At 47.7% G+C, this 24,417-nt stretch carries 20 protein-coding genes; 9 read left to right on the forward strand and 11 right to left on the reverse strand.

Annotation, left to right across the window (positions count from 1 at the left end; translation table 11 throughout):
• Window positions 1-35: 35 nt before the first annotated feature.
• From AC3WTJ_RS24995 to AC3WTJ_RS25010, 4 genes are all read right to left on the reverse strand, one after another.
• Entirely contained in the window at window positions 36-896 is an 861-nt protein-coding gene (locus tag AC3WTJ_RS24995) for an AraC family transcriptional regulator (protein WP_492524123.1), read from the reverse strand.
• Between the two features lie 220 nt (window positions 897-1,116).
• Complete coding sequence (locus AC3WTJ_RS25000) at window positions 1,117-1,929, reverse strand: MBL fold metallo-hydrolase (protein WP_492524124.1); 813 nt, start codon at window positions 1,927-1,929, stop codon at window positions 1,117-1,119.
• Window positions 1,930-1,933: 4 nt separating this feature from the next.
• Complete coding sequence (locus AC3WTJ_RS25005; protein ID WP_492524125.1) at window positions 1,934-2,836, reverse strand: SMP-30/gluconolactonase/LRE family protein; 903 nt, start codon at window positions 2,834-2,836, stop codon at window positions 1,934-1,936.
• A 136-nt stretch (window positions 2,837-2,972) separates the two neighbouring features.
• Window positions 2,973-6,875 carry a polysaccharide lyase family 8 super-sandwich domain-containing protein gene (locus tag AC3WTJ_RS25010; RefSeq protein ID WP_492524304.1) on the reverse strand — a complete coding sequence of 1,301 codons (3,903 nt, stop codon included), beginning with the start codon at window positions 6,873-6,875 and terminating at the stop codon, window positions 2,973-2,975.
• Window positions 6,876-7,377: 502 nt separating this feature from the next.
• Here AC3WTJ_RS25010 and AC3WTJ_RS25015 point away from each other — a divergent pair.
• The gene (locus tag AC3WTJ_RS25015) at window positions 7,378-8,529 is read left to right on the forward strand and encodes an MFS transporter (protein WP_492524126.1); all 1,152 of its coding nucleotides are present in this window, start codon (window positions 7,378-7,380) and stop codon (window positions 8,527-8,529) included.
• A 48-nt stretch (window positions 8,530-8,577) separates the two neighbouring features.
• Window positions 8,578-9,357 (forward strand): 3'-5' exonuclease, encoded by a 780-nt coding sequence (locus tag AC3WTJ_RS25020; RefSeq protein ID WP_492524127.1) that lies wholly within the window; start codon window positions 8,578-8,580, stop codon window positions 9,355-9,357.
• A gap of 303 nt (window positions 9,358-9,660) precedes the next feature.
• Here the strand turns inward: AC3WTJ_RS25020 and AC3WTJ_RS25025 are convergent, their stop codons facing one another.
• Both AC3WTJ_RS25025 and AC3WTJ_RS25030 read right to left on the reverse strand, forming a co-directional pair.
• Window positions 9,661-10,038, reverse strand: coding sequence for a hypothetical protein (locus AC3WTJ_RS25025; RefSeq protein ID WP_492524128.1), 378 nt, complete (start codon window positions 10,036-10,038; stop codon window positions 9,661-9,663).
• A gap of 99 nt (window positions 10,039-10,137) precedes the next feature.
• The gene (locus AC3WTJ_RS25030) at window positions 10,138-10,830 is read right to left on the reverse strand and encodes a polysaccharide deacetylase family protein (protein ID WP_492524129.1); all 693 of its coding nucleotides are present in this window, start codon (window positions 10,828-10,830) and stop codon (window positions 10,138-10,140) included.
• Window positions 10,831-10,957: 127 nt separating this feature from the next.
• On the opposite strand from AC3WTJ_RS25030, the gene AC3WTJ_RS25035 reads away from it, so the two are divergent.
• The 4 genes from AC3WTJ_RS25035 to AC3WTJ_RS25050 all read left to right on the forward strand — a co-directional run bounded on the left by AC3WTJ_RS25035 (window position 10,958) and on the right by AC3WTJ_RS25050 (window position 17,904).
• Window positions 10,958-12,526: an SWIM zinc finger family protein gene (locus AC3WTJ_RS25035; RefSeq protein WP_492524130.1), complete on the forward strand. Its 1,569-nt coding sequence runs from the start codon at window positions 10,958-10,960 to the stop codon at window positions 12,524-12,526.
• Entirely contained in the window at window positions 12,523-15,435 is a 2,913-nt protein-coding gene (locus AC3WTJ_RS25040; RefSeq protein ID WP_492524131.1) for a DEAD/DEAH box helicase, read from the forward strand. Before AC3WTJ_RS25035 ends, AC3WTJ_RS25040 begins: the two co-directional genes overlap by 4 nt.
• Before the next feature lie 67 nt (window positions 15,436-15,502).
• On the forward strand, window positions 15,503-16,771 hold the full coding sequence (uraA, locus tag AC3WTJ_RS25045; protein ID WP_492524132.1) for a uracil permease: 1,269 nt from the start codon (window positions 15,503-15,505) through the stop codon (window positions 16,769-16,771).
• A 275-nt stretch (window positions 16,772-17,046) separates the two neighbouring features.
• Window positions 17,047-17,904, forward strand: a complete 858-nt coding sequence (locus tag AC3WTJ_RS25050) for an AraC family transcriptional regulator (protein ID WP_492524133.1) — start codon at window positions 17,047-17,049, stop codon at window positions 17,902-17,904.
• Between the two features lie 87 nt (window positions 17,905-17,991).
• On the opposite strand, the gene AC3WTJ_RS25055 is transcribed toward AC3WTJ_RS25050, so the two are convergent.
• On the reverse strand, window positions 17,992-19,401 hold the full coding sequence (locus AC3WTJ_RS25055; RefSeq protein WP_492524134.1) for a HEAT repeat domain-containing protein: 1,410 nt from the start codon (window positions 19,399-19,401) through the stop codon (window positions 17,992-17,994).
• A 118-nt stretch (window positions 19,402-19,519) separates the two neighbouring features.
• Window positions 19,520-20,188, reverse strand: a complete 669-nt coding sequence (locus AC3WTJ_RS25060) for an HAD family hydrolase (protein WP_492524135.1) — start codon at window positions 20,186-20,188, stop codon at window positions 19,520-19,522.
• Between the two features lie 411 nt (window positions 20,189-20,599).
• On the opposite strand from AC3WTJ_RS25060, the gene AC3WTJ_RS25065 reads away from it, so the two are divergent.
• A complete protein-coding gene (locus AC3WTJ_RS25065) occupies window positions 20,600-20,926 on the forward strand; it encodes a cupin domain-containing protein (RefSeq protein WP_492524136.1) in 327 nt (108 codons plus the stop codon).
• Window positions 20,878-21,258 carry a helix-turn-helix domain-containing protein gene (locus AC3WTJ_RS25070; RefSeq protein WP_492524137.1) on the forward strand — a complete coding sequence of 127 codons (381 nt, stop codon included), beginning with the start codon at window positions 20,878-20,880 and terminating at the stop codon, window positions 21,256-21,258. Before AC3WTJ_RS25065 ends, AC3WTJ_RS25070 begins: the two co-directional genes overlap by 49 nt.
• Here the strand turns inward: AC3WTJ_RS25070 and trhA are convergent.
• The 3 genes from trhA to AC3WTJ_RS25085 form a co-directional block, all read right to left on the reverse strand.
• Window positions 21,148-21,792, reverse strand: a complete 645-nt coding sequence (gene trhA / locus AC3WTJ_RS25075; protein ID WP_407868103.1) for a PAQR family membrane homeostasis protein TrhA — start codon at window positions 21,790-21,792, stop codon at window positions 21,148-21,150. The genes AC3WTJ_RS25070 and trhA overlap by 111 nt on opposite strands.
• A gap of 112 nt (window positions 21,793-21,904) precedes the next feature.
• On the reverse strand, window positions 21,905-22,537 hold the full coding sequence (locus tag AC3WTJ_RS25080) for a glycerol-3-phosphate acyltransferase (RefSeq protein ID WP_492524138.1): 633 nt from the start codon (window positions 22,535-22,537) through the stop codon (window positions 21,905-21,907).
• Window positions 22,534-23,628 carry a glycosyltransferase family 2 protein gene (locus AC3WTJ_RS25085; RefSeq protein WP_492524139.1) on the reverse strand — a complete coding sequence of 365 codons (1,095 nt, stop codon included), beginning with the start codon at window positions 23,626-23,628 and terminating at the stop codon, window positions 22,534-22,536. The genes AC3WTJ_RS25080 and AC3WTJ_RS25085 overlap by 4 nt, the downstream gene beginning before the upstream one ends.
• Window positions 23,629-23,844: 216 nt before the next feature.
• Here AC3WTJ_RS25085 and AC3WTJ_RS25090 point away from each other — a divergent pair, with 216 nt between their 5' ends.
• Window positions 23,845-24,402 (forward strand): S-Ena type endospore appendage, encoded by a 558-nt coding sequence (locus tag AC3WTJ_RS25090; RefSeq protein WP_492524140.1) that lies wholly within the window; start codon window positions 23,845-23,847, stop codon window positions 24,400-24,402.
• Window positions 24,403-24,417: the final 15 nt, after the last annotated feature.

A 24,417-nucleotide genomic window follows, 5' to 3' on the forward strand; every position in this document is an offset into this window, starting at 1 on the left:
CACTTATCCCTCATAGCCGCTCTTCAAGCATACTTTCACATCTGCTTCCTAAGCTGCTGAGGCGTCATCCCTAAGGTCTGTTTAAACAGGCGGAAAAACTGCGTTTTATCCTCATAACCGACGCTTCGTCCGATGGATTCGACAGAATCCTTCGTTTCCAGCAGCATTCGCTTCGCTTCGCGCAGCCTGACGTCGTGGACGTATTCTGTGAAGGTGAACCCTAGGCAATCTTTGAACATTTTGCTCAAATAATAGGGGGAATAAAAACTCTCGCGCGCCAAATCATTCAGCGTAATATGCCCCGCATAATGTTCCTCGATATAGGACAGCAGCTGAGGAAGCATGTGATAAGCCGTGCGCAATTCGGAGTTATGTAGATTTTCTTGCATCGATCTGAGCATACGCGTCAATAACAATGTCGCATAGCCGTGAAGCATAGCTAAATAACCGCTCTTTTTACCGCAATATTCCGCATACATCGTTTCGAGCAGCTGCTCGACCTCAATCATGTTTTTCCCTCTGAACGTGACGTGAGGCGAAGGATTCGCAAGTGACGACTTGAACTCCTGAAACAACATGAGCGGGAGAAAATCGGAAGCGCTTTCGGTAGCCTGCAATCGATTGCTTAGAAACTCAGGATCCAGCAAAATGTTCATGTACTGCATATTCTTTTGAATTTCAAACGCATGCCGATCGCCAACATTCATGAACAAAAAATCCCCGCGCTGCACGGCAAATGACTTCCCATTCACTTGATGGTACCCGGCTCCCTGCCAGATATAAACCAGCTCGATGAAATTGTGCGTATGCTCCGGCTCATTCGCCTGTTGATGAAGCTTGTAAAGCGCGATTTTCTCAGTCTGCTGGATGTAGTCAACGGATTGGTACATTTTCATCTGAACAACACTCCATTCATAATGGTCATGTTAGCAGCTGTTTAGGTGCGTACCAGCCTCTTCAGCATATCACATCACATGGGATACCTGAAGATGAAGAAGTGCTTAGTTGCAATAGCCTTATGGCCTATTTTCAACGCACAGATGTGTCGAATAATCCGAAACCAAGGCCCCTTCGTGCTAACTCGAACACTGAGAGGCCTTAATTACTGATCGCAATCTATCTCGTTTTCCTATACAAAAGTGTCTCACCTGGTTGAAAAATATGAAATTTCTGCCCCAGATGCTTCTGATACAATCGGTCTACGAACGGCGCAATGCCTTCACTATTATTAGGATACATATCAAAGTGAACAGGTACTACAATATCAAAACGAAGATGCGCAGCCAAATCTGCCGCTTCCAAAGCATTCATATTGCCAACGACGCCTAGTCTGTTGCGGAAAATATCCCGGCCATTAATCGGCAGGAAGCCTACATCAATCGTGTAACCCGACAGCGTCTTCACCAATTCATCTGTCAAAAGGGTATCACCTGCATGGTAGAGACATAAGTTGTCCCATTCGAGCATGTATCCCAAATAATGGTCCCAGCCTGCTTCATCCTGCACCCGTTCTTCATGCCATGCGGGTATCGGTTGAATGTTCAGCCCATCAGCGAATGGCCAAGCCTCTTGAACACCAAGCGCCTGCAGCCGATTGGGCGCAATTCCCATTGCCTCCAGTGCCGGCAAGCAAACCTTGGGAGCGCCGAAGCGGCAATCCGGCGATGCCTTCGCAATGGCCCGCAGCGTCGCCGGATCCATATGATCCATATGTTCGTGCGTACAAAGAACAAGATCCAGATCCGTCAATGTTTCGGGCTTCACCGGTGGTGCATATCTTCTCACCCAGAACCCATCGGGAGACCCTCCGAGTTGATCGACAGAATCCGTCAAATACGGGTCAATGGCTATGGCCATTTCGTTTTTTCGCAAAATAACGCCAACCTGTCCAATATACTGAATGGTTAGCTGATTAGATTCTACTGACATAAAACTACTCCTTTTGTTGGATATATGGTGTTCCAAATGCATGCGTCTTCGTTCCTTTTACACCAGGTTTGACTGCAAAAATGCCGCCGGCGTGAGGCTGATCTCCTGCTTTGTCTTCCTCCAGCCCTTTTCGCGCGCTCGTTATGTATAAAGTGTCCAGCTCATCTCCGCCAAAAATACACGAGGTTACTTTCGCTGCGGGGACCGCGATGCTCTCCACTTTCATGCCTGTGCGGGGGTTCCAGCGCGACACCTGCCAGCCATCCCAGTGAGCAATCCAAAGCATCCCTTCTGCATCAATCGTCATACCGTCTGGAAATCCTTGCTCGCCAGCGAAATCGATCAATGTTCTTGGACGGCTAATTTCTCCTTTTTCCGCGTCAAGATCAAAAGTTAACACATGTTTTCTCATCGAATCAATATAATACATCTCTTTTTCATCTAGACTCCAGGCGATCCCGTTCGATACACCGACGTCTTCGTGAACTTTGCGGCAGCTGCCATCTGGTTCAAGGACATAGAGGGAGCCTGTCGCCCCTTTTTCAATGATTTCCATCGTTCCCGCCCAGAACCGGCCATGGCTATCACATTTCCCATCGTTAAACCGATTGAAAGGCAAGTGATCTTCTGGATCAACGAGAGGTGTTAAAGTACGCTGCTTCATGTGATAGGATTGGAAACCGGATTGTGTCGCCAAAACGACCTCATCTTTCCCAGCGCAAACAACTGCGCCTACAAATTCGCCAATAGGAAAGGACTCATTTTGACCGGTCTCTGGATCAAACCTGCAAAACTTCTCTCCTACAATATCAACCCAATAAAGCGTTTTCTCTTCCTCATTCCAGCTCGGGCCTTCACCTAGAGTGGCTTTTGCGTCCAGAACCAGCTGCACGATCTTCGAATCCATTAGACATCAACTCCTCTTCCGTTATTGTAAACCGTCCCCGTACGAATTGGAAGAAGCAGGAATGCCTTTCCACAAAAAAAGAAAGGGCTTTCCCTCCGTCATCTTCATGACTTTCAGGAAAACCCGATGATCTTGTTTATGCCTTCAGGAAGGAAATGGCATCCAGTAAAAATGCTGCAAAATTGCTGTCGATTTTTTTGCCTGATTGCGCTCGAACATGCTGTTCGAGAGCGTTCAATGCCGTCTTGACACCTTTATCATCCAAGTGCTTTTGCAACGCCTCAACCATCATTAACAGGCTGTTATAAATGCCTTGGTTCGTAATCCAGCCTTGTTGGTAAGCATAACGAACCGCTTCATCCAAATGCATGACATCCATATGCACCTTAAGCACGTAGCTCACGGCCGCTTCATTCCCGGCAGCATCCGTTGCCGTTACTTTTATTGGATGCTCACCAATACGGAGCGAAAAAGGTTTGTACGTATAGGGATCGCTAACGTTAGCACCGTCAATGCTGACTGACTTGGCAACGACTCCGCTTATTTCATCGCTCACGTTGAAGGTCAAACTGCCGCCATCCGTCCAATAAACATCCATCGTGACTGAAGGTGAAATGACCGGCGCCTTGGTATCGATTTTGACTTCAACCGTTTTGGCTGACTCTTGGTTACCGGCTTGATCGACACTGTAATAACGAATTTGATGCAAGCCATCCTCCGTAACGGATACCGTGTTTCCTTCTGCGAAAGCACCGTTATCTAGGCTGTACATCGTTGTTTGTACGCCGCTTCCAGCGTCGCTTGCCGTTAATGTCACCGTTTGCGCCGTACGCTGCCACCCTGATTTCGCGTCATCTGTCGTTACAGGAGCTGCTATGTCTTTCTTGAAGGTAATGACATGCGTTTTACCATACGAACCTGCAACCTGAATATCAAGCTTTAAGGCAGGTGAAGTTTGCTGAACAGAAATCGTGCTGTCGCTGCTAACAAGCTCCAAGCCCGTTTTATTCAGTTCAAGTGAAATCATGCTCTGCGCTTGTGTTGGATCGGATACCGCTATGGAAAGCTCCGTCTCCGATTCCTTCACCATCACAGACGCCGGATTGCTGGAGGTAATGCCAGCCACGGAACCCGGGTTCCAGAAGTTTGCCGCTGTAATGCCCAACTGCTTTTCTTTCACGGCATGCACATCGGCTGTATTACTTAAAATCTCAACGTTCGGCGATTGGCTGTACGCCGCTGTTGCCGCAGCATCCTTATGCGGCAGCATGACATAAGCATAGGAGGCATTCGTTGGATTTTGCCCGTGTTCGAAAGCCAAGCTTACATATTTACGCGTAATCGGCGTATTCGATTGGCCGCTGTTAATTTCTTGCCAGCTCCCCGTTCTCGCTTCACGCAAGCCATAGACGGTTGCTGACCCTGGGAAATAATAACCGATATCCGAATTCGCCACATTACCGGCTATATGAGCCCAGTTCACTTGATTTAGCGTTCCTGACCAGCCCAATTGATTCGGTTGTGCAGAGCCGTTGATCGTTAGCGCATTGTCTCCCGCGTCATTCAGTTTCCGGTTATCGATGATCGTCTCAACCGGCGCGTTCCCTGTTGAGCTTTTCGATATTCCTGCTCCTAAAGCGACGATTTCATCGTCGAACATGAACCACGATTTTTTGCCTTGCAGCGTGCTGCCCGTCACTTTATCCATTGAAAAGTCCATGCCTGCGGCACCATATAAGCCGTCGATGGAGGAACCGCCCACCCAATTTTTGGCGTTCATATACGAGGTCCACTCGCCAGGGGTCATGTCTTTCCCTGACTGATCCGTCGTCGTGCCTGGCAAACGGAAGGAATCCACAGTCGGCCAGAAATCGTTACGATACTGGTTAAGATCCTGATCATACAGGAACGTCATGCCGATTCCCGTGTACCAGCCTTTAAGATTTTCGTTATTTCCTTTTTCAAATGCAGAAATCCGGTTCGAGAAAAGGCTTAATCCAAAGCCATATCCGTCACGCAAATGAACCACACGATCCATGCCGGCAAATACTTGATTCCGCTCTAATTCTCCTCTGCGCTGAATTGATGAATCGCTCATTAACTCTTTGATCAACGTCAACTCGTAAATCGGCAGCCCATCCACATAATTTGCGTAGGTCGTATCGCTCAAAATCCATTCCTTCGCCATCCGCTTAATCGAAAGCGCAACGTCTGCCGGCGCTCCTTCCGCTAAACGAAGCAAAGTGGTGATCGTACTTCTAGCGCTGCCTGTTGCTTGTCTGGAAATACCTCGGCCATTCACCATATCCATGTAAAGTCCTTTATAAATAACAGGTTCAAAGGTGTCCGTAACCCATTTGTACACATTGTTTACATTAGGATCCGTTACAGGCCATGGGGAGCCATTAAGGACGTAAGTCATATCAGCAGCTCGGCTTAACCATACAGCGCCATACCCTGCTGTATACGCAATATTCGTATGCTGTACTAACGAACCATCCAGGTATACTCCGTCTCCATGATTGGCATAAATAAATTCGGGACCAATCGGGTCGCGGCCTTGCGTAATTTTCGCACTGTTATTGCCGATGATGCCTCGCATTGTAACAACAAGCGCTTTGTCCAGCAGATTGGCGCCGGTTTCAACGACGTTATTCAGCGTGCGCTTTTTCGGATCAGGGACAAATCGATCGATCGCTTTCATATGTTTCGTAATTTGAACAGGTGTCAAATGCTCATACATCAGCACGAGAATATCATTCATAATTTGCGGAGCGCCGATTTCCCAGTCCCACCAGTTGCCGTACTCGGTTTTGGACTCGTTGTAACGGTTAGCGTTCAGCCAGTCCAATGTGTTCAAAATGTCTATTTTAAGCGCCTCATTGTGATATAAGCTCGATCCCTTGAGCGTATAGGCGAGCGCCATCGTCCTCAATCTGCTGTACGAAGTCGTGACTTGCGCGGAATCTGTCGTGCTGGCCAGATCATTCCAGACCAGCGTTCGGTCTGCGGATTTATTAAGCGTATCCCAGATACCGGTCGCATCGGCATTCGTAACACTATCGGCAATTTTGGCCAAGTTAGCTGAAATATCTGGATCAGCGGGATCATAATTTGTACCGCCTGTCAGCTTGTTGAACCATTTGGCCCGCATCTGCCCATAGGATTGAAAAAGCTCTGCAGATTCAACGTTTACGAGACATTCTGCCTTGATTGTGCCATCTGGTGTCGACACCGTTATCGTCGTGGAGCCTAGCCCTACAGCGGTTACTTTTCCGTTATTATCTACAACTGCCGCATTGGGGTTCGATGAACTCCAAATTACCGTTTTGTCCGCCGCATTCGCTGGAACAAACGTTGGCGCTAACGCCACTGACGCCCCCTGAGCCATGGAAAACGCACTTTGATCCAAGGTAATTCCTGTAACTCCGTTATATTCCTCCAAACTCATATCATCAAACCATACCTTCCCTTTGCCTGTTTCCAGAAACGGCTCGATGACCAGCTTCGTCACATTTGCCGGAATTGTCATAAAAACTTGCTGCATCGTCCAATCCTTCGTTCCGAGCAATTTCGCGGATGCAGGACCGTCACCTACTTTGCTTGTATTATAGTACTGTGTTCTAAAATAAGCGCCAGTCCCCGTGACATTATCGGTTTTCACCCATACTTTCAGCCGATAGGATTTGCCTGGCGTAACCGTCAACACGCTTTGATTGACAGAAACTCTGCTGGTTGCAAAGGCGTCAAACAAAATCGATTTGCTCCCTTCATGAAAGGTAGTTGAGTCTAGGGAGACATTCACCGTTTGATTCGGTGCTTTGCCGCTCCCTGTCGGAATCCATAAGCCCCAACCGACCGGTGCAGGACTTGTAACGCCGTTCCAGCTCGCATCCAGCGTCGTTGTTGTCTGTTCGAAGCCGCCGTTGCTGAGCAGGTTGACTGCGGCGGCCTCTGCTTTAGGATAAGCGCTTTCATAAAAGGGCACAAAAGATACTAGAAGACTCGACACCATACTGACCGATAACAGTTTTGTCATTTTTCCCAAACGATCACCTCATCGACATTTTTTTCGTGCGAGAAAAGAAGTTCTGGAGAATGCTTAATACCAGCTTTTCTAGCATAAAAGACACCGATCTTCCTAAGCAATCTTCAATTCTTGCAAATGGTTATATAAAAAACGCCGATTCATGATAATAAAAAAAGCCGACTCAGCAAAAAAAGCCTATTTCGTCGCCGAACGGACTGGGATGAAGCTATTTGCTGTTTTTGCGATAAGATTTGTATCTAACGGACTTGAGAGTCGCTATTAGTCATAGAAACACCTCAAAAAGCGAAAAGTTCCATACATAACGTCCCCTCAGTCCGTTAGCACCTCAAATTCCACTGAATTTAGCAAATTAACGGCTTCTGAGTCCGTAACATATTCGCGCCTCATTTGCAATTGAGACATTTTTCTTTTTGGAATCTTTCGTGCATCGTGTTAGAATGTAGTTTTACAACAAACATAAGTTATTTCAACTAGGAAGGTTACGGTCATAATGAGCTCTTCAAATCTTTTACGTTCATTTAATTTTTTGTACTTTGCCCTGCTTGCCATGTTCGTTTCATTTCTCCCTGTTTATCTGGATGCCCAAGGGCTTCCAGCGACCAAAATCGGCCTGATCATCGGTACAGGAGGAATTATTACGATCTTCTCACAGCCGCTCTGGGGCATGATTAGTGACAGGACCAGAACCATTAAAAAAGTTATGCTGCTTCTATTAGTGTGTTCAAGTATTGTTGGATATTTTTTATATACCTCCAATAGTTTCATTGTACTGCTTCTGTTTACGATGTTTTTGTACTTTTTCCTTATGCCGCTTGATCCATTGACGGAAAGCTTGAACTTTCAAACAGCGGAAGCGAACGGCGTCAGTTATGGCTCCATCCGGACTTTCGGTGCGATTGGTTATGCCGTTATGTCCTTGGCCGTTGGATATGCGATTCAATATTTGGGCTTGAACAGCTTGGGTTACCTTTTCGGAGGGATCGGCGTCATCAGTTTCATCATTTGTCTAGCACTTCCAGATGCACCAGTGACTGGCAAACCCATCACATTAAAAAGCTTGCGTAATTTCCTAGGAAATAAAGAGACAATTTGGTTTATGGTGTTAATCTTTATTGTTGCCGTTCCGCAACGGATTAATGATACCTTTTTAGGCGTATATATACGAAAATTAGGCGGCAGTCCTGAGCTGGTCGGACAAGCATGGTTTTTAGCCGCGGGAAGTGAAATTCTTGTTTTTGCGCTAAGTTTCTGGTGGCTGCGTAAAGGGAAGGAACTCCAAATCATCGCATTTTCTGCGTTCTTTTACTTCATTCGCTTTCTATTATCCTCGTGGATAACAGAACCTCATGTACTTGTTTACTTACAGCTTCTGCAAACCTTCACCTTTCCAATCTTTTATTCCGCGGCGATTCAATATTTATACCGTATTGTGCCTGAGGAGTGGAGAGCGACCGGTCAAACCGTTCTTGCTTTGCTGTTCTTCGGCGTATCCGGCATTGTTGCTTCTTATCTGGGCGGGTGGTTCTATGAAAGCTTTGGCGGTCAATCGCTTTACTTATGGATTTCCGGTATGTCCTTTATCGGACTATTGTTCAGCCTAGTACTAAGCGCAATCTACGGAAAAGCCAAGATGGCAGCCTAAACAATTTCTGCTAAAATGATAGGAATAGAAAGAACGGGGGCAAGCAGCATGGACTACATTATTTTGGATATCGAATTTAACGGTCGCAAATTTGCGAGCGATTTACCTATGGAGGTCATCGAGATTGGGGCAGTGCGCCTTAATGACTCCCTTCAGCCGGTCGATGAGTTCTCCTCTCTGATCAAGCCGGTTTATTTCTCTAAATTGAACAGTTTTATTAAAAAGAAAACAGGCATTCCGCAAGAAGACATTGACGGCGCCGCCGGCTTTCGCAGTGTCATTGCGGATTTCATCAGCTGGCTGAACCGGAGTGATGCTTTTCTCCTTGTTACATGGGGCGGAGAAGATTTGAAACGCATTGTCTTCGATACGAGAATGCACAAATTGGATGATGCGTACTGGATGAATGCCAACTATTTTGACTTATTGAAAGGGTTTATCCGATATAAAAATGTAACGAATGACGTCAGCGTCGAGGCCGCCCTGCTTGATTTGCAGATCGAGGCGGAAGGCTCCGCCCACAGAGCGCTGGATGATGCGCGGATGACATCGCTTGTGTTCAAAGCGATCTTTCAGGAGCTTGATTTTGAACGGACGCAGCAATATGTAGATGTCTACAGCAATGCAAAGGAACGCCGGCTTTTGAAGACAGCCATCCGTTCCATTACAGCCCAGAAAATCGTGCCTACGTGGGAGCTCGTTGTGGAACAATATTTTAAAGATAAAATGGCGCTTACCGATCCAAGGAAAATTACCGAATTGCAAGCCCTGTTTGAAGCGGAAATGGTAAAGGGTCCGCAGGTTGTGAAAAAGGCGCCTGTGCAGTAATGCGCGAAGGCACTCACTCACTCCTAACCCATCCCTTGAGGAACTACAGTCCGCTATTCCGTAGAAAAGCGGCGATAGAGCAGTTGTAGGGGAACTACAGGACTCTATTTCACAGTTTTAGGCGGATTTTCCGCCAAATACCTTGAAATAGCGGACCGCAGTTCCCCCTTCCTTATATAAAAGGCGCATTTCGCAGAAATAGCGCCCTGTAGTTCCCATTGCCAAGGAGGAACCGGTCAAGCAAAGGCACCAAAAAAAGCCAATCCACTCGACATGTTTCACATGTCATGGATTGGCTTTTCATTATAGCTGATCAACGCCTAAGCGGTTTTTGAAAGTTAGGGCCGGAAGCTGATCTCGCTCGCTGCGCTTGGACTCATTTTGTTGAATCGCCAGCAGTTTGCCTGTCAATTCAAGGAACCACATTTCGTCTCTCACCGCGAGGGAAACATCGATCAAGCTTCTCACTTGCTCTTCTATATCCAAGGAACTTGGCGGCAATTTTTTAACGTCTTGGTTGCTGACTTCCATGACTTTCCCAATCGTCGATTCACGGTCGGATGCAATCACGTAAATGCGAGTCAAACCTCCAAGCACATCCATGGATTCTACATACCCATGCAACATTTCATCTTGATTCGTAGTGGCTGTAACCCAATCACTGATTTGATAGTTCATCATCCAGCACCGCCTTTAGCGTTATTTTTATCACTCACTAGCTATACTGTAATTATAAATGTTACAGTATCTTTTGTCAATGTGGCTCATGCTGAATGAACATTATCTATTTTGTAGGTCATTGACAGTCACAAAGGTGTAGCCCTCTTTCGACAAAGCATCCAGAATGCCTTCTATCGCAAGAAGCTCCGTCTTATCGTACATAGGATGCAGCAAAATGATAGAGCCTGGCTTCACATGCTGAACGACTTCATTTACCTTGTCGGAAGGAGTGCGGAAATTCGTGTCCGGCTCCAAACTCCACATGATCGTTTGAATCTTCTGCTTATGTAAATAATAAGGTAAACCAATCAACTTTTTACCGTTTGACGGCCGAAAATCAATTTCACCTTCATAACCCGTTTCGCGGATCCGTTGATTCGTTTTTTCAATTTCTTCCCGGATAAAAGAGGGCTTTTTGAAAACCATTCGTTGATGGGAAAAGGTATGATTCCCGATCTGATGCCCCGCCTCCGCAATCAACCGCCCGGCTTCTCTATTTTTCTCAAGCTCGTTTCCTATTAGAAAAAAAGTAGCCTTTGCTTGATATTTACCCAATAGGGCAACAATTGAAGCTGTTTGTTCCGATGGTCCATCATCAAACGTTAATGCCACAACTTTTTCTTTCGTCTGCACATGACTGGTTAACCCGCCGAAAACTTGGAAACTTCTAGCATTCATCCATTTCCATGTACAAAACAATAGAACAAAAACAATAAATAGTCCTATTCCAATTATGACTATTCTTTTTCTCATTTATTCACCCTACCTTCCTTAATTTCAAAAAAACATTTTTATTAAGAAACAAAATTTACAATATTAGCTGCACTATTTATACTAATAAGGTTATTAGATACTCTATTCATTAGCAAGGAGCCTTCCTATGAGCACTTCTACTGTTTTAAATGATGAAGAGTGGTTGAAGCTGCTCGAATATGTGGCTGAAACCTATACGGACGTAACCCTTTCCAGAGGGTTTACCTATTTTAAGCAAGGACAAGTTATCTCCCTTAGCATCTCCGACGCTCGCCAAGTGCAGGCCAAAGTCGATGGATCTGAAGCCTATCGGGTTTCGCTTAACCTAAATAAGCTGAAAGAAGGCAGCTGCACATGCCCCGTTCATGGCGCTTGCAAGCACCAAGCTGCTGTCATGATGGAACTGGCGGACCGTCTCGGATACCCGGCGACCCAGATTATGAATGCAAAAATGCAGCTCAAACGCGCGGCTTCGCAAGCTACATCGGAATCCGCCATGATGAAATTGCCTACAATGTCTGTTAGTGACTGGCAGCAGTTTCTGGATCAATACACCGTCTCCATAAAACCGGCCTACGATCAAGGCATTTACGCCCAGCAGTTGCGCAGCCATTTAAGCACCTTAATGAACGTTGCCATTCCTTTTTCTGACCAGGATCGGGGATTTTTCGAGCTGCATCAAGCGTTATTCCTTCTAAGGAAAATAAAAGTGCAAAACACACAAGGCGGGACCAGCTTTTTTACGTCATCTGCCATCTACAAGATTTACGATGAAATTCTGAGCTGGTTAAAAGTGCAAGCTAACCGGCTAGCTCTTGCCGAGTCCAGCGAGCGCCTTGAGACGACATTCGCTTATCTCAGAACGCAGATGGCTGATCAGAAAGGGCACAGTTATCAAGAGTTTGGCGTCTACTGCACGCTTTGGAACGAATGGATGGCTTCAGGAATCACAGCTGCTTTATCCTACGTCCCAAAGGAAATTGAAGCTCTAAAGTCATCAATAGCAGATGAGTCTGCCGTCGCGCCATCGGTTTCAGCCGCGCAAGCTTACTTGCTCTTGCTGATGTCAGAACCGAAGGTTGCTTGGGCAGCACTCTCAGAGGGGTCAACCTTCAAAGACACACCTCCCTACCTTTTTGTTACGTTCTTCGACCATCTGCAGGATAACGCTAACTGGAAGGAACTTGTAGACTGGCTGACCGAAACCGCCGTCTTCTTCAACAATCCGCGAACCCGAGAACTCGATACCTATGCGAATTATTGGCAAAAAGCCGTCGCTCATTTTCCTGAAGCCGAGGAGCTGATGTGGCAAGCATTTGAGAGTCTTCTGCCGCGTTCCTACTTTCTCATTGAAAATGTCCTCTACGAGCAAGGTAAATGGAAGGCTTGGCTCGAAATGCAGATCCTTCAAGGCCATGACCCGCTTTTTCACAGAGTCAGCGTGCTTCAGCCAATCGAAAAAGAAGCGCCACAGCTGCTTTTACCCTATTATCATCAAGCCGTGAACCATTACGTTGCTTTAAAAAACCGCCACGACTATAAAGCTGCTGTTAGACTTTTGAAAAGACTCGAAAAAGTGTACAAGAAAATGAAGCAGCCCGGTCGTTGGGAAGCATTTTTTGCCGGTTTCGTTGAACGGCACAGCAGACTGCGGGCACTGCAAGAGGAACTTAGGAAAGGAAAGCTGCTCGGATGAACGCAATATTGCACAATTTACAAGTGAGCATGACCTTAACAGAAAGCGGCGACGCTTTATTCTGGGGATTTCTGGACGACCGCGATGTGCCTGGCGAGAAGCTGCGAAATCTCATGTTCGCTTGGCACGAATCCTCCTATTACGGCACTGTGTTGGACCTGCAGCAGGCTGGTGACATCTCGGTTGTTGTGCTCCCTGCGGATATGGTGCTGCCCTACTTCACGGAACCAGGTTTTATGGAAATCCTACACTTTGAGGATGGAAATGAAGGCATGAAGGCCATGCGCGAGCTAGCGCCGCTCCTATACCAAGAAGCACAATCTGGCCGTTATGTACCAAGCTTGCACGATTTCCGCAAAGGGACGCTGGGTTGGACTTGGGATGCCGAATCCGATGCGCTGAAATCGTTTAATTGGGCAGCAGCCCAAAACCTCGATGCCCTTGGTCAAGGTCTGGCTGGACTTCGCGCAGCGTTCTCCGCCGTTGTCACCTCGGAGCATTATGCAAGCGAAGCGGCGATCTCCGACCTTCGCCGCGACTACCCCGCGTTGTTCCAGCGTTCTGCTTCGCCGGTCACCCTGACGGAAGAAGAATGGCTCGCTTCCTTAGGGTGGCGGCCTGATACGGCTCCGTTCCGACCTGCGCTGCAGCTGCTGGAACCGGACGAAGAGGACGACACGTGGCGACTCCGCCTTGTCCTGCAGGACAAGCAGGATCGATCCGTGCTCGCGCCGATTCGTCTTGCTGCGGACGGAACCGCAGCTGGAACTTGGGACAGCAGCTGGAGTCCCTACGTGCTGGAACGGTCGCCCGGCTGGGCAGCCAGCCTGGCCGAAAGCCTGCCCAGCGGGAGCAGCGGCTTGGCGCTCTTGTCCAAGCCGTTAAACGACGAATCGGCTTGGACGTTTTTAACGACAGACAGCCGGCATCTGCTGGACGGCGGTTGGAATGTGATGCTGCCCGGCTGGTGGGAAGCTGCCTCCAAGCGAAAGCCGCGGCTGCGTGCGAAGGTTTCCTCCGAAGCTGGCGGCAAAGGGCAGTCGCTCTTCGGGCTGAACGCCTTGGTCGACTTCGACTGGCGGATTGCCATTGGCGAAGCGGATCTAAGCGAAGCGGAATTCGCTGCGCTGCTTTCGCGCAATGAGCGCCTCATCCGCTTCCGCGGCCAGTGGGTCTACCTGGACCCGGCGCTGCTGGAGCAAATTCGCAGGCTGATGGCCAGCGTTGACCCGCAAGAAGGTCTATCCTTGCTGGATATTTTCCAACTTCACCTGCTGAGTGAATCTGACAAAGAGAACGCGCCTAAGGGAAGTTCATCGCCTGAGGACGACGCTGAGAACGAAGAACGCATCAAACTGGAAGTTGAGCTAAACGCACATTTGATGGGTCTTTTGCGTCAGCTTGCACAGCCGTCGGAACTGCAGGAGATTCCTATTCCAGCAGGCTTGCGTGCTGAATTGAGAAGTTATCAGCATGAAGGTTTCACATGGTTAACCTACTTAAGGAAATTCGGACTTGGCGCCTGCCTTGCCGATGATATGGGACTTGGGAAAACCATTCAATTCATCACCTATTTGTTGCATCACCAAAATGAATCCGAGCAGCCTGCTCTGCTGATTTGCCCCACTTCCGTACTCGGCAATTGGCAGAAGGAACTCATCCGTTTTGCCCCGGATCTCAAGGTGCTGCTTTATTACGGCAAAGGCCGTCTAAGCGGTGAAGCGCTTGCTGAGGCTTTGAAAGACACCGATATTGTGCTGACCTCCTACACGACCGCTCTTATGGAGCAAGAAACGCTGCAGGAGACGGTTTGGAGCTCCCTATGTCTGGACGAAGCGCAAAATATTAAGAACGCCCAAAACAAGCAGTCCGCTGCCGTGCGTTCCCTGCAAGCCAAACATCGCATCGCCCTGACCGGTACACCGATCGAAAATCGGTTATCCGAGCTGTGGTCGATCTATGACTTCCTGAATCCCGGCTATTTGGGAAATCAGCGCGGCTTTCAGCATCGTTTCGCGAATCCGATCGAGAAACACCAGGACGAGGAGCGGACGATGCAGCTCCAGAAGCTCGTGAAACCTTTTATGCTGCGCCGGAAAAAGAAAGATCCCGCCATCCAGCTCGATTTGCCGGATAAGCAGGAGATGAAGGTCTACTTGAACTTGACCGCCGAGCAAGGCGCGCTGTACGAGCAAGCGGTCAGAAACCTCATGGAGCGCATGCAAAAGCTGGAAGGCATGGAGCGCAAGGGCGCGATTCTCTCTGCGTTAACACAGCTTAAGCAGCTTTGCGATCATCCGGTTCTGCTGACTAAGGAGGCTCCCATCTCCGAGGAAAGCCTGCTTAACGAAGAGAGCCGGGAAGGCTTCGTCTTACGTTCGGCCAAGCTGGAACGCCTCGTTGCGATGGTTGGCGAGCTGCGGGATGAAGGTGACTCCTGCCTGATCTTCACACAGTATGTTAGCATGGGCAAGCTGCTGGCCGATATTTTGCAGGCACAACGGGACGAACCCGTGTTGTACTTGAACGGCAGCACGCCGAAGCAGGAACGCGACAAAATGATTGACAAGTTCCAAGCTGCGGATGGGCCTGGCATCTTTATTCTGTCGCTCAAAGCAGGCGGCGTCGGTCTCAACTTGACCGCTGCCAACCACGTGTTCCATTTTGACCGCTGGTGGAATCCAGCTGTAGAAAACCAAGCGACAGACCGTGCGTATCGGATGGGTCAGAAACGGAATGTACAAGTGCATAAGTTTATTTCTCTGGGCACGCTTGAGGAAAAAATCGACGAGATGCTCGAAAGTAAGATGAGTTTGAGCGAAAATGTGATTTCCACCTCCGAAGCCTGGATTACCGAGCTCTCGAATGAAGAGCTGCATGATTTATTTGCGCTGCGAAAAGATTGGTAAGGCTTACCTACGAGCACGTTTTGTGATAAGATATCGAACGAGAAGAAACAGAAAGGGAGTTACTACCGTGTCTCGTATCATTCAAGTTGATGAACGCCCCTCCATAGGCGAAAGCATTCCCCTTAGTTTACAGCATTTATTTGCGATGTTTGGCTCCACCGTGCTTGTACCGATTCTATTCCATGTCGATCCGGCAACGATATTGTTGATGAATGGGATCGGCACCCTGCTCTATATTTTTATCACAAAAGGCAAAATCCCCGCTTTCCTGGGGTCCAGCTTCGCTTTCCTTTCGCCTGTTTTCGTCGTCCTAGGTCAAAAGGGTTATAGTGCAGCACTCGGCGGTTTTCTCGTTGTGGGACTGATCTTTACGATTATAGCTTTATTGATTCGCTTCGTTGGAACACGCTGGATTGACGTTGTTTTCCCACCTGCGGCGATGGGCGCTATCGTGTCCGTTATCGGGCTGGAGTTAGTTCCTACAGCAGCGTCAATGGCCGGCATTATCGCTCCTGCCGATGCCAAGGAAGCCTGGGTTCCTGATATGACCGTGATCACGGTTTCTATTTTCACTTTTTTAGTAGGCGTGGTTGGTTCCATCGTATTTCGAGGACTATTGAAGGTTATCCCTATTCTAGTAGCTATCATCCTGGGGTACGTGCTTGCCGCATTGCTTGGTTTAGTGCATATTCAAGAAACTTTAAATGCCGCTCATTGGCTTCAGCTTCCTACTTTCTACTCACCAACGTTTGATGTAGCAAGTATATTAATTATTGCCCCTGCGGCACTTGTTGTCATTGCAGAGCATATCGGACACTTAATCGTAACCAGCAATATGGTGGGCAAAGATTTATCCAAAGACCCGGGTCTAAGCAAATCTTTACTCGGAAACGGGATCTCGACGATGTTGTCTTCCTTGGTTGGTTCCACGCCAAATACAACGTACGGTGAAAACATCGGCGTTATGGCGATTAGCCGTGTGTACTCGGTTTGGGTCATTGGCGGAGCTGCGATCCTGGCAATCGTGCTCTCTTTCGTGGGGAAAATCTCGGCCTTGATTCAAACGATTCCTACAGCTGTCATGGGAGGCGTTTCCTTGCTGCTGTTCGGTATCATCGCCGCTTCCGGTATTCGGATGCTCGTGGAGACGAAAGTGGATTATTCCAAACCGATGAATCTGATTTTGACAACGACGGTTCTTGTTATCGGTCTTAGCGGTGCAACGTTGAAGCTCGGGAATTTTGAATTGAAGGGCATGGCGTTGGCCACGATTGTTGCTATTGTGCTTAGCCTGTTTTTCAAACTGCTGGATAAGTTAAAATTAACGAACGAGTAATTTCTTAAGGGAACTAGAATCTGCTATTTGTGTGAGATCAGGCGCTTTGAGCCGTGAATGGGAACTACGGGGTCTTATTTCCGATTAAAAAAGAGCGTTTGGCATCAAGCTGACGAAATAGCGGACTATAGTTCCCTTTACTTTACCAAATGCCGCAAAATGTGTGAAATAGCGGATCATAGTTCCCTCTGCCGACTCGGACGGGTCATGGCAAGCCGGATAGCCGTTATGCACATGCTTAAAATGCCCGAATATTCGTGAAAGGAATATAGGCTATGAAGAACGGAATGAATGATAGCGAACGCACGTTCTGGAAGAAATATCTCGCCAAGGCGAAGCTGGATCTATCCTACGCGGCCTATACCAAAGTCCAAAAGTCCTGGACAGATGAGAATCCCGCCTGTCCGTTTAATCGACTTTATTTTATCCGCGAAGGTGAAGGCTATGTCAGGATCGGGGGTCAGACTTACTATCCGAAACCCGGGGAGCTGTATTTGCTGCCAGCCGGAAGCGACCAAGCCTATGGCACGATAAGCGACAATACGTTCGGCAAGTATTGGTGCCATTTTTCCGCCAAAATCGGAGATTTGGATTTGTTTCAAATTTTGCAAACCTCGCCTTGCTTGAAAGTTCAGAATCCGGAAGAACTCGTGAAAGCTTTCGAGCAATTGATTGCTTACAGCCAGAGCGATAGCATCACCTCAGAGTTTCGAGCGTACTCGATTCTGATGACGTTTATTGCCGATTTTATTGAGCAAAATCAATCCGTCAAGCTGAACCTTACCTCCACGCCTACGTTTGAAAAAATGAACAAAGTTTTGCTGTACATGGAACAGCATATTGCCGAAAATGTGTCCGTAGATACACTATCTCGCATTGCGCATTACCATCCTAATTATTTTATCAATGCTTTCAAGCAATTCACGGGTTACTCGCCTATCCAATACATGAATCATCTGCGTTCCGAAAAGGCCAAAGATTTGTTAATGACGACAGAATTGAACGTTTCGCAAATCGCTGACGCGTTAGGGATGGAATTATCGTATTTTTCCCGTATGTTCCGTGAGCAGACCGGTTTTAAACCTACGGCTTTCCGTGATTTGAGACCAAAAACCATTGAGAATAACCAATAAAAAAGACGAGGCCGTCTCCAAACCATGAAATCTGGTTGAGAGACGGCCTCTTTCGTATATCAACGTGCCTTAGCGATTTCTTGCAACTTACGGATAAAAAGCATTCGCCTTTGTCGTCGTGGAGCACCAGCGGTTGTTCAGCAGGAAGCGGATCAGCGAATTTTTCGCCCGATCTGTGCCGATGTAATGGAGCGTTTCCGCAGCATGTGCCCGAACGTATCGGTTCTCGTCATCCAGCGCAATTTCCAATTGCGGAACAGCCGGTTCTGCCGATGCGCCCAAACGGGACAAGGATAAGCTGGACATGAAGCGCACTTGTGCGTTCTGATCTTGAAGCCCGCGGGTTAAGCTGGCAACCACGACCTCTACAGGCGAGTTCATAAAACCAAGCGCATCAACAACGGCGCTGCGGATTTTGTCCTCCGGGTGGTCGAGCAGCTCGGTAAGTGCCGGAACCGCTTTGGCTGCTAGCCCGCTCAATTCGCCAAGCGCAAACACAGCATGTGTTACTGTATTTACATTCTCATTGTTCAGGGCAGCGATTAACCCGTCAACCGCTTCGCTTCCAGCAACCGCTAAACCATACGCGGAGATTCGCGATACATGAACATCATCGCTGCGTAGTCCGTCCAGCAGAGCATTCACGCCAGCCTGCCCTCTACGTGCAAGATCATATGAGGCATTGATGGCGATCGTCTCATCACCGCTCAATTTCCCCGCCAACTCCTGAACTTCCTGCGGATCGGACGAAGCCGTTCCCGCCAAGGAGCAGAGTTCGCCGGATAACCAGTTCCAAGTCTCTTCCCACATCAAGTCGTGCGCGGCAAGCGGTGCAAGCAAGTTCGCCGGCTTCTTCCATTCGCGTTCTTGATTATTCCAGCTTGGCTGTTTAGGCAGCTCGGTACGCATGAACTCAAACTTCAACATATAACGCGGTTTTCCAAGAATGTTCGGAGTGGAACGATGCCAGATATCATAATGGATCAACGCGAAAGTGCCTGCCTCGCCGCTTGCCAAAACTTCAGCCGGATGCTCATTCGCTTCAAATGCCCGCTTCTGGTGATTTTGCGTACCTGGCATAATGCCTGTCGGCCCCAAATCTACCGGTGTATCCTGCGGGAAATACATAATCATTGCCCAGTTCGGGTGATGATTGCGTACGCGGTCATAACCCCAATAGCTGTCTTTATGCCAGCCGCCTGCCGTAGGCAGCGCATTGAAATGTCCATGTCTGTGCGCATGCATCATATAATTTGGACCTAACACACTTGTTAATGCGCCAGTAACAACGGGGTGGTCAAATACTTTTTGCAGCTCTCGGATACGCGGCAGCAAGTTATTGCCAGGATTCCCCTCTTCCGCATACACCGTATTTAATTGCTCAAGCAGATTGTCATGAAACGCATGGGAAAAATCCGTTTTAAGAATTAGACACCCATTCGTAATAAACTCTCTCATTTGCTCATCTGTCAATAGTAAAGGTTGTTTCTGCTGCATTGTTCCTGCCTCCTTGGCGTGTTTTGAATGCTGTAACCTTACCCTTATTATAGAAAAATCAAATGAGATACTTAATAGACATTCTTAATCAGAGCTAGCACAAAACTAAGATAGCCACTTAAAATGCACCCAAATCGATTTCATCCAGGGAAGCAACTCTCAAATCATGTGCGATAAACTCCAAGTTCCGCGTAACATCATTCGGCACGATCACGCATCGGATACCGGCTGCCTTGGCGGCTTTCAACCCATTAGGTGAATCTTCAAAGACTAGAGCCTCCCCGGCTGCTACGCCAAGCTTTTCCAGCGTTAATGTATACAACTCAGGATCAGGCTTCACCCGCTTGACATCATCAGCTGTATGAATCACATCAAAATAAGAGAAAATACCTTGTTGCTTCAAGTATTTGTGAACCCAATCACGTGTTGAACTGGACGCTAATCCGATTCGCAGACCTCTCGACTTGGCTGCTTCCAATAAATGAAGCACACCGGGGAGCAGCTTCGCTTCTCCTAAATAAACGGCATACTTCTCGTGAGACAACTGTTTGATATATCCATGATCCAAAGGCTTTTGGATCGAGGTTTCCAGATAAACATAAGGATTAAACTCATCAAAAGTAGTACCTACATTTTTACACCAAAGTTCAAGTGAAAGTTCGACTCCGTGTTCCTGATAAATGTCTTTAAAAGCGTAGTACCACGGTGTTTCTGTATCCATAATTAAACCGTCGAAGTCAAAAATAATGGCTTTAAGGCCAAATCTGCTCTCGGGTTTAGCCTTCATCTGTAAACCCCCACTGCTCTGGCTTATTCAGCCAAGAAAGCCCTAGCTGTTTTTCAACATCCAATAAATTGGTCATATTTACCTCCTAAGTACCTTGATGAGTACTTATTCTCTCAGATAGACCCAAATCCTTTCTACTATTGAAACCACACCGATCTTGCTCTAAAATGAAGGCACAATCTCCTCACAATCAGCAATTTATTCTATTAATCTATCTGATCTTGCTCAAGTAACCTTATTTCTCCGACAACTAGAAAGCGAGGCTGCGCATGACTTATCCCCAAGATTTAAGGGAGAAAACACCTCTCTGGGACAGCAACTATCCGATTCGGTTTTACCGAAATCGATCTCGGGCAGCCAGAAAGGACGACAATATTTTATATCTCCATTGGCATGAGCACTTCGAAATTATTGATATGCAGGCAGGCAGGCAAAGCACAGTTTCATATCGATAGCCGCCCTTACGAAGCGAGCGCCGGCGACCTGCTGTTCGTCCCTGCCGGAGCGCTGCATGTCGGCTATAATGCCTCCGATGAAGATGTGGAATTCGTAGCCTTGGACGGACGCTCGCAACTGCCTGCCAGGATTGGCGCAAACGACGAACAAGGAGCCCCTTTCCGGCGGCTCCTTCGTGAATCAACCTATGAGTTTGAATTGCAGAGCCGCTCTCCGTTGAACAGGCTGCGAAGATGGTCAACCTCAATCCGTACCATTTTTGCAAAACATTTAAAAAGCTGACCGGACGAACATTTCTGGATTTTGTCAATTGGCTGCGCATTAACGAAGCGGACCGTTTGCTGCGTGAAACGGAATGGAACGTAACCGAGATTGCCGAAAACACGGCTGTGGGAACGCGCACTATTTTACAAAGCTTTATAAAACATATAAGAGTTATCCGCCTTCAGAAGTTCGGAGGAGACTGTTGTCTACTTGATTTCTCAAGGCACATCATCAGTAAATTAAAGTACAGCGGGCATCACGTACGCGTACACGGCAATGAAATGGCAGCTGCTTCCAGCGACAACGAACACATGCCAAACCAGATGATGATAGCGCAATTTCCGCCATAGAAAAAATAATAATCCGATACTGTATAGAATTACGCCGGTGACGATCCAAGTAATAGCCATTAGAGGAAGCCTTTCCTGTAGTGGTGCAATCAACGAGGCCATGAAACCGGCCAGCAGCAAGTAAAGAAGCAGACCCCAGGGGATAAATCGCCGAATGATGAACTTGATGTAGCGAACGCCTCCCAAAGCAAGGACCCAGACCAGCAGCAGCATAGAGTAGCCTAATGTGCCCTGAAGAGTAATCATCAAAAATGGCGTGTAAGAACCCGCTATGGCGATGAAAATAGCCGCATGATCCAGCATTTCGAAACGCTCCCCCCACTTGCGCGAACGTGAGCAATGCAGGAGTGTTGAGGACAGGTACACCAAGCAAAAGGATAAGCCGTAAATCGTATTGCTAATTGTATATGCAAAATCCTCGAACAGGGCGGCTCGCTGAAGGAGCAGCACAAGACCGAAGGCGCTTAGCGCCGCGCCGATTCCGTGGCTTAAAGCGTTTAGGCGTTCCTCTTTTAAACGAAAGCTGTCATCCATGCGAAGGGGTCACTCCTTTCTGATTGTTTCCTAGTTTTGCCCTTAGTCGGAACTAGTATGTAATCAGATCGTCGTGACCCCTTTTTCCTTACCGGCTGCCTGCTGACAGCATTTATTCACCTCCTGACTTGGGCTGCTTTTTTGTCAAATAAAAGGCAATCTCCTTCCGATGCTTATATGCAATCAGCGCAACATTCCCCAGCCACACCCACATGATGGCTTCCACATAGCCGCCTATATACAAATACACACCTAAAAGCAGCATGCCTATTACCACTTGTAAGCCATCCGCCGAGGAGGAAACGGACTTTCCTCGTGTCGCCAGTTTCGTTACGGCTACGCTAACTGCCAAAATGATCGCTAATGCAAGGGAAGCCTCAAACTTCGTCAGCGCGCTCCAAACCCCGAAAGTAACGGCAATCGCTTTGCCGCCTTTCCCTTTCAGAAATGGCGAAAAGGCATGCCCTACGATCGGTGCCAGCGCAACAGGAATCAATGCGTAACCTTGAACACGCGTATTGTCTAAGTTAAATCCTAAGATCCAAACCAGCACCAGGTACCCTTTTAAAAAGTCGAGAATAATGCCCGCAAGCCCGGTCCGATACCCTGCTGCTCTCCACAAGTTCAACGCCCCTGGATTGCCATCGCCAACGTGTTTGAGATTATGTCTGGCCAGGAGTCCAAGCCAATAAGAAAACATCAGAGCGCCTGATAAAAAAGCGCAAGCCGTCCATACGATGGTCATAGCTCCCGCCTGCTTCCTACTTTGACATTCCTTCCTTTCCACGCTACATGGCCCAGAAACACCACTTGATAAACGGAATACAGCATGACAACAATCATAAACACCGTTGAAAAGATATGCAAAATAGGCATGATGATACCAAACTTCCCCACATACCTGACAAAATAAAACAGCTGCATCATGTAGATCAAATAGCCCATAAACAAAGGGAGCCACCAGGACGTGTTCAAAAATAAAAAGAACGTTTCCGAAGCAACGAGCCCGAGCACCCACAGGGCAATAAGCGCGATCGTTCCGCCTTTCATTTTGGAAGTTCCGAGAGCGGCTCCTTTGCCGAAGCCTTGAATGCGACTTCTCATCCCCTGCGCGTACATACGGAAAGAAACGAGACCATAACCAATGAAATTCGTCACTTGGATACCGGCTTTGCGAAAGGCGGCTCCGAGGTTCAAGTCGTCCAGCATTTCCCCTTTGACACTCTCGTGACCTCTAATGGTTTCGTAATCTGCTCTAGTTGTTAAAATACAGGAACCGTACAGCCCCTTATTCGGGCTGTCTTTCTCGATGGGTGAGGTGAAAGCAAACACCCCTAAGAAGTTAAAAATGAGAGCCAGCCTTTCACCGAAACTTACCGTGTAGTGAAATGGCACGACCGAGATGACGCCTCCGGCTTGCTGCCTAGCCATGATTAATATTTCCAGTGCGCGTGGCACTAATCGAATGTCGGCGTCAAGAAAGGCGATCATATCCCCAGAGGACTGTAAGTAGCCGTTCCATACGGCCCAATTTTTGCCGGTCCACCCCTCTGGAAGGCTGGGATTGGAGATAACGGTAACTCCGTAGCTTTCCGCGATCTCCCTCGTGTCATCCTCCGAAAAATCGTCTACGACAATAATTTCAAAGGGTTCCAGGGTTTGTATTTTGAGCGCATGGAGCAGATGAGGTAAATTGCACGCTTCGTTTCTAGCTGGAATAATGACGGACAGCTTCACTTTATCTGCACCTGGCACGTAACCTGGCCGAAGCACATTTTTCCTGAACAGTATGGACCCGCAGAGACACCCGACTACGCAAATAACCGCAACCAACATCCTAGTAACCCCCTCAATCCGATTCCCCGCAGCCGTTTGCTAAGTAACTCCCTGCTCTACTCTGGCGTTCGAGCTTGTATTGATGTATATGAACTTTGACGCGATTTTAAGCCAGTGCGTTAGGTACCGGATACAAACATGGATGTATTCATTAGTCAAGTCGTCCAACCATCTCCGGGGCTTTATCCATAGATTGGTGTATAGGAGGTGGTTTCTTTGCCATGTCATAAAAGACGTGTTAGAAAATCATGCAAAATTTGCCGAACCAAAAAATTCATCTGTAGAAAGAGGAAAGCATCTCCGCTTCAAAAACGACTTGTCACGGATGAAATTTGCGGCAGTATTTCACAAGAAAGCAACGGCGAAAGCGTGCAATACTGGCGGACGGCCAACACAGGACGCCGTCTGCCATTTGGAACGATTACGATACGGAATCAGAGTCCTCATTGCACGTTGACGGTTAAAGCAGATACAACAGGGGACGGGATTTCCGACACCACTTTGTTTACACTCACGGAGCTGAATCAAACGAAATCCATTACATTAGGAGCCGTCGCAGGCTTGGAAATAAGCGCTTCAAGTTCAGCAGAGATTAAAAGCGTTGGCCAATACGCCATCACCGCACATTATTTTTATACGACAAAAAAACGTAAGCGTCCTAAGAAGAAAATAACCGTCGTTAAGCCTCGGCCGCAGCTCATTTGTGATACCCCGCCTAAAGAAGAAATTTATCTAGTACAGGAAGAAACGGAACAAATCGCTTGTAAAACATAGATTTACTAGGTATTT

The organism is Paenibacillus sp. FW101-FHT12H11, assembly GCF_058790355.1.

Coding starts and splice junctions, on each gene's coding strand:
- AC3WTJ_RS24995 (WP_492524123.1), bottom strand. CDS start 896: ATGAAAATGTACCAATCCGTTGACTACATCCAGCAGACTGAGAAAATC.
- AC3WTJ_RS25000 (WP_492524124.1), bottom strand. CDS start 1,929: ATGTCAGTAGAATCTAATCAGCTAACCATTCAGTATATTGGACAGGTT.
- AC3WTJ_RS25005 (WP_492524125.1), bottom strand. CDS start 2,836: ATGGATTCGAAGATCGTGCAGCTGGTTCTGGACGCAAAAGCCACTCTA.
- AC3WTJ_RS25010 (WP_492524304.1), bottom strand. CDS start 6,875: ATGACAAAACTGTTATCGGTCAGTATGGTGTCGAGTCTTCTAGTATCT.
- AC3WTJ_RS25015 (WP_492524126.1), top strand. CDS start 7,378: ATGAGCTCTTCAAATCTTTTACGTTCATTTAATTTTTTGTACTTTGCC.
- AC3WTJ_RS25020 (WP_492524127.1), top strand. CDS start 8,578: ATGGACTACATTATTTTGGATATCGAATTTAACGGTCGCAAATTTGCG.
- AC3WTJ_RS25025 (WP_492524128.1), bottom strand. CDS start 10,038: ATGATGAACTATCAAATCAGTGATTGGGTTACAGCCACTACGAATCAA.
- AC3WTJ_RS25030 (WP_492524129.1), bottom strand. CDS start 10,830: ATGAGAAAAAGAATAGTCATAATTGGAATAGGACTATTTATTGTTTTT.
- AC3WTJ_RS25035 (WP_492524130.1), top strand. CDS start 10,958: ATGAGCACTTCTACTGTTTTAAATGATGAAGAGTGGTTGAAGCTGCTC.
- AC3WTJ_RS25040 (WP_492524131.1), top strand. CDS start 12,523: ATGAACGCAATATTGCACAATTTACAAGTGAGCATGACCTTAACAGAA.
- AC3WTJ_RS25050 (WP_492524133.1), top strand. CDS start 17,047: ATGAAGAACGGAATGAATGATAGCGAACGCACGTTCTGGAAGAAATAT.
- AC3WTJ_RS25055 (WP_492524134.1), bottom strand. CDS start 19,401: ATGCAGCAGAAACAACCTTTACTATTGACAGATGAGCAAATGAGAGAG.
- AC3WTJ_RS25060 (WP_492524135.1), bottom strand. CDS start 20,188: ATGAAGGCTAAACCCGAGAGCAGATTTGGCCTTAAAGCCATTATTTTT.
- AC3WTJ_RS25070 (WP_492524137.1), top strand. CDS start 20,878: ATGGTCAACCTCAATCCGTACCATTTTTGCAAAACATTTAAAAAGCTG.
- trhA (WP_407868103.1), bottom strand. CDS start 21,792: ATGGATGACAGCTTTCGTTTAAAAGAGGAACGCCTAAACGCTTTAAGC.
- AC3WTJ_RS25080 (WP_492524138.1), bottom strand. CDS start 22,537: ATGACCATCGTATGGACGGCTTGCGCTTTTTTATCAGGCGCTCTGATG.
- AC3WTJ_RS25085 (WP_492524139.1), bottom strand. CDS start 23,628: ATGTTGGTTGCGGTTATTTGCGTAGTCGGGTGTCTCTGCGGGTCCATA.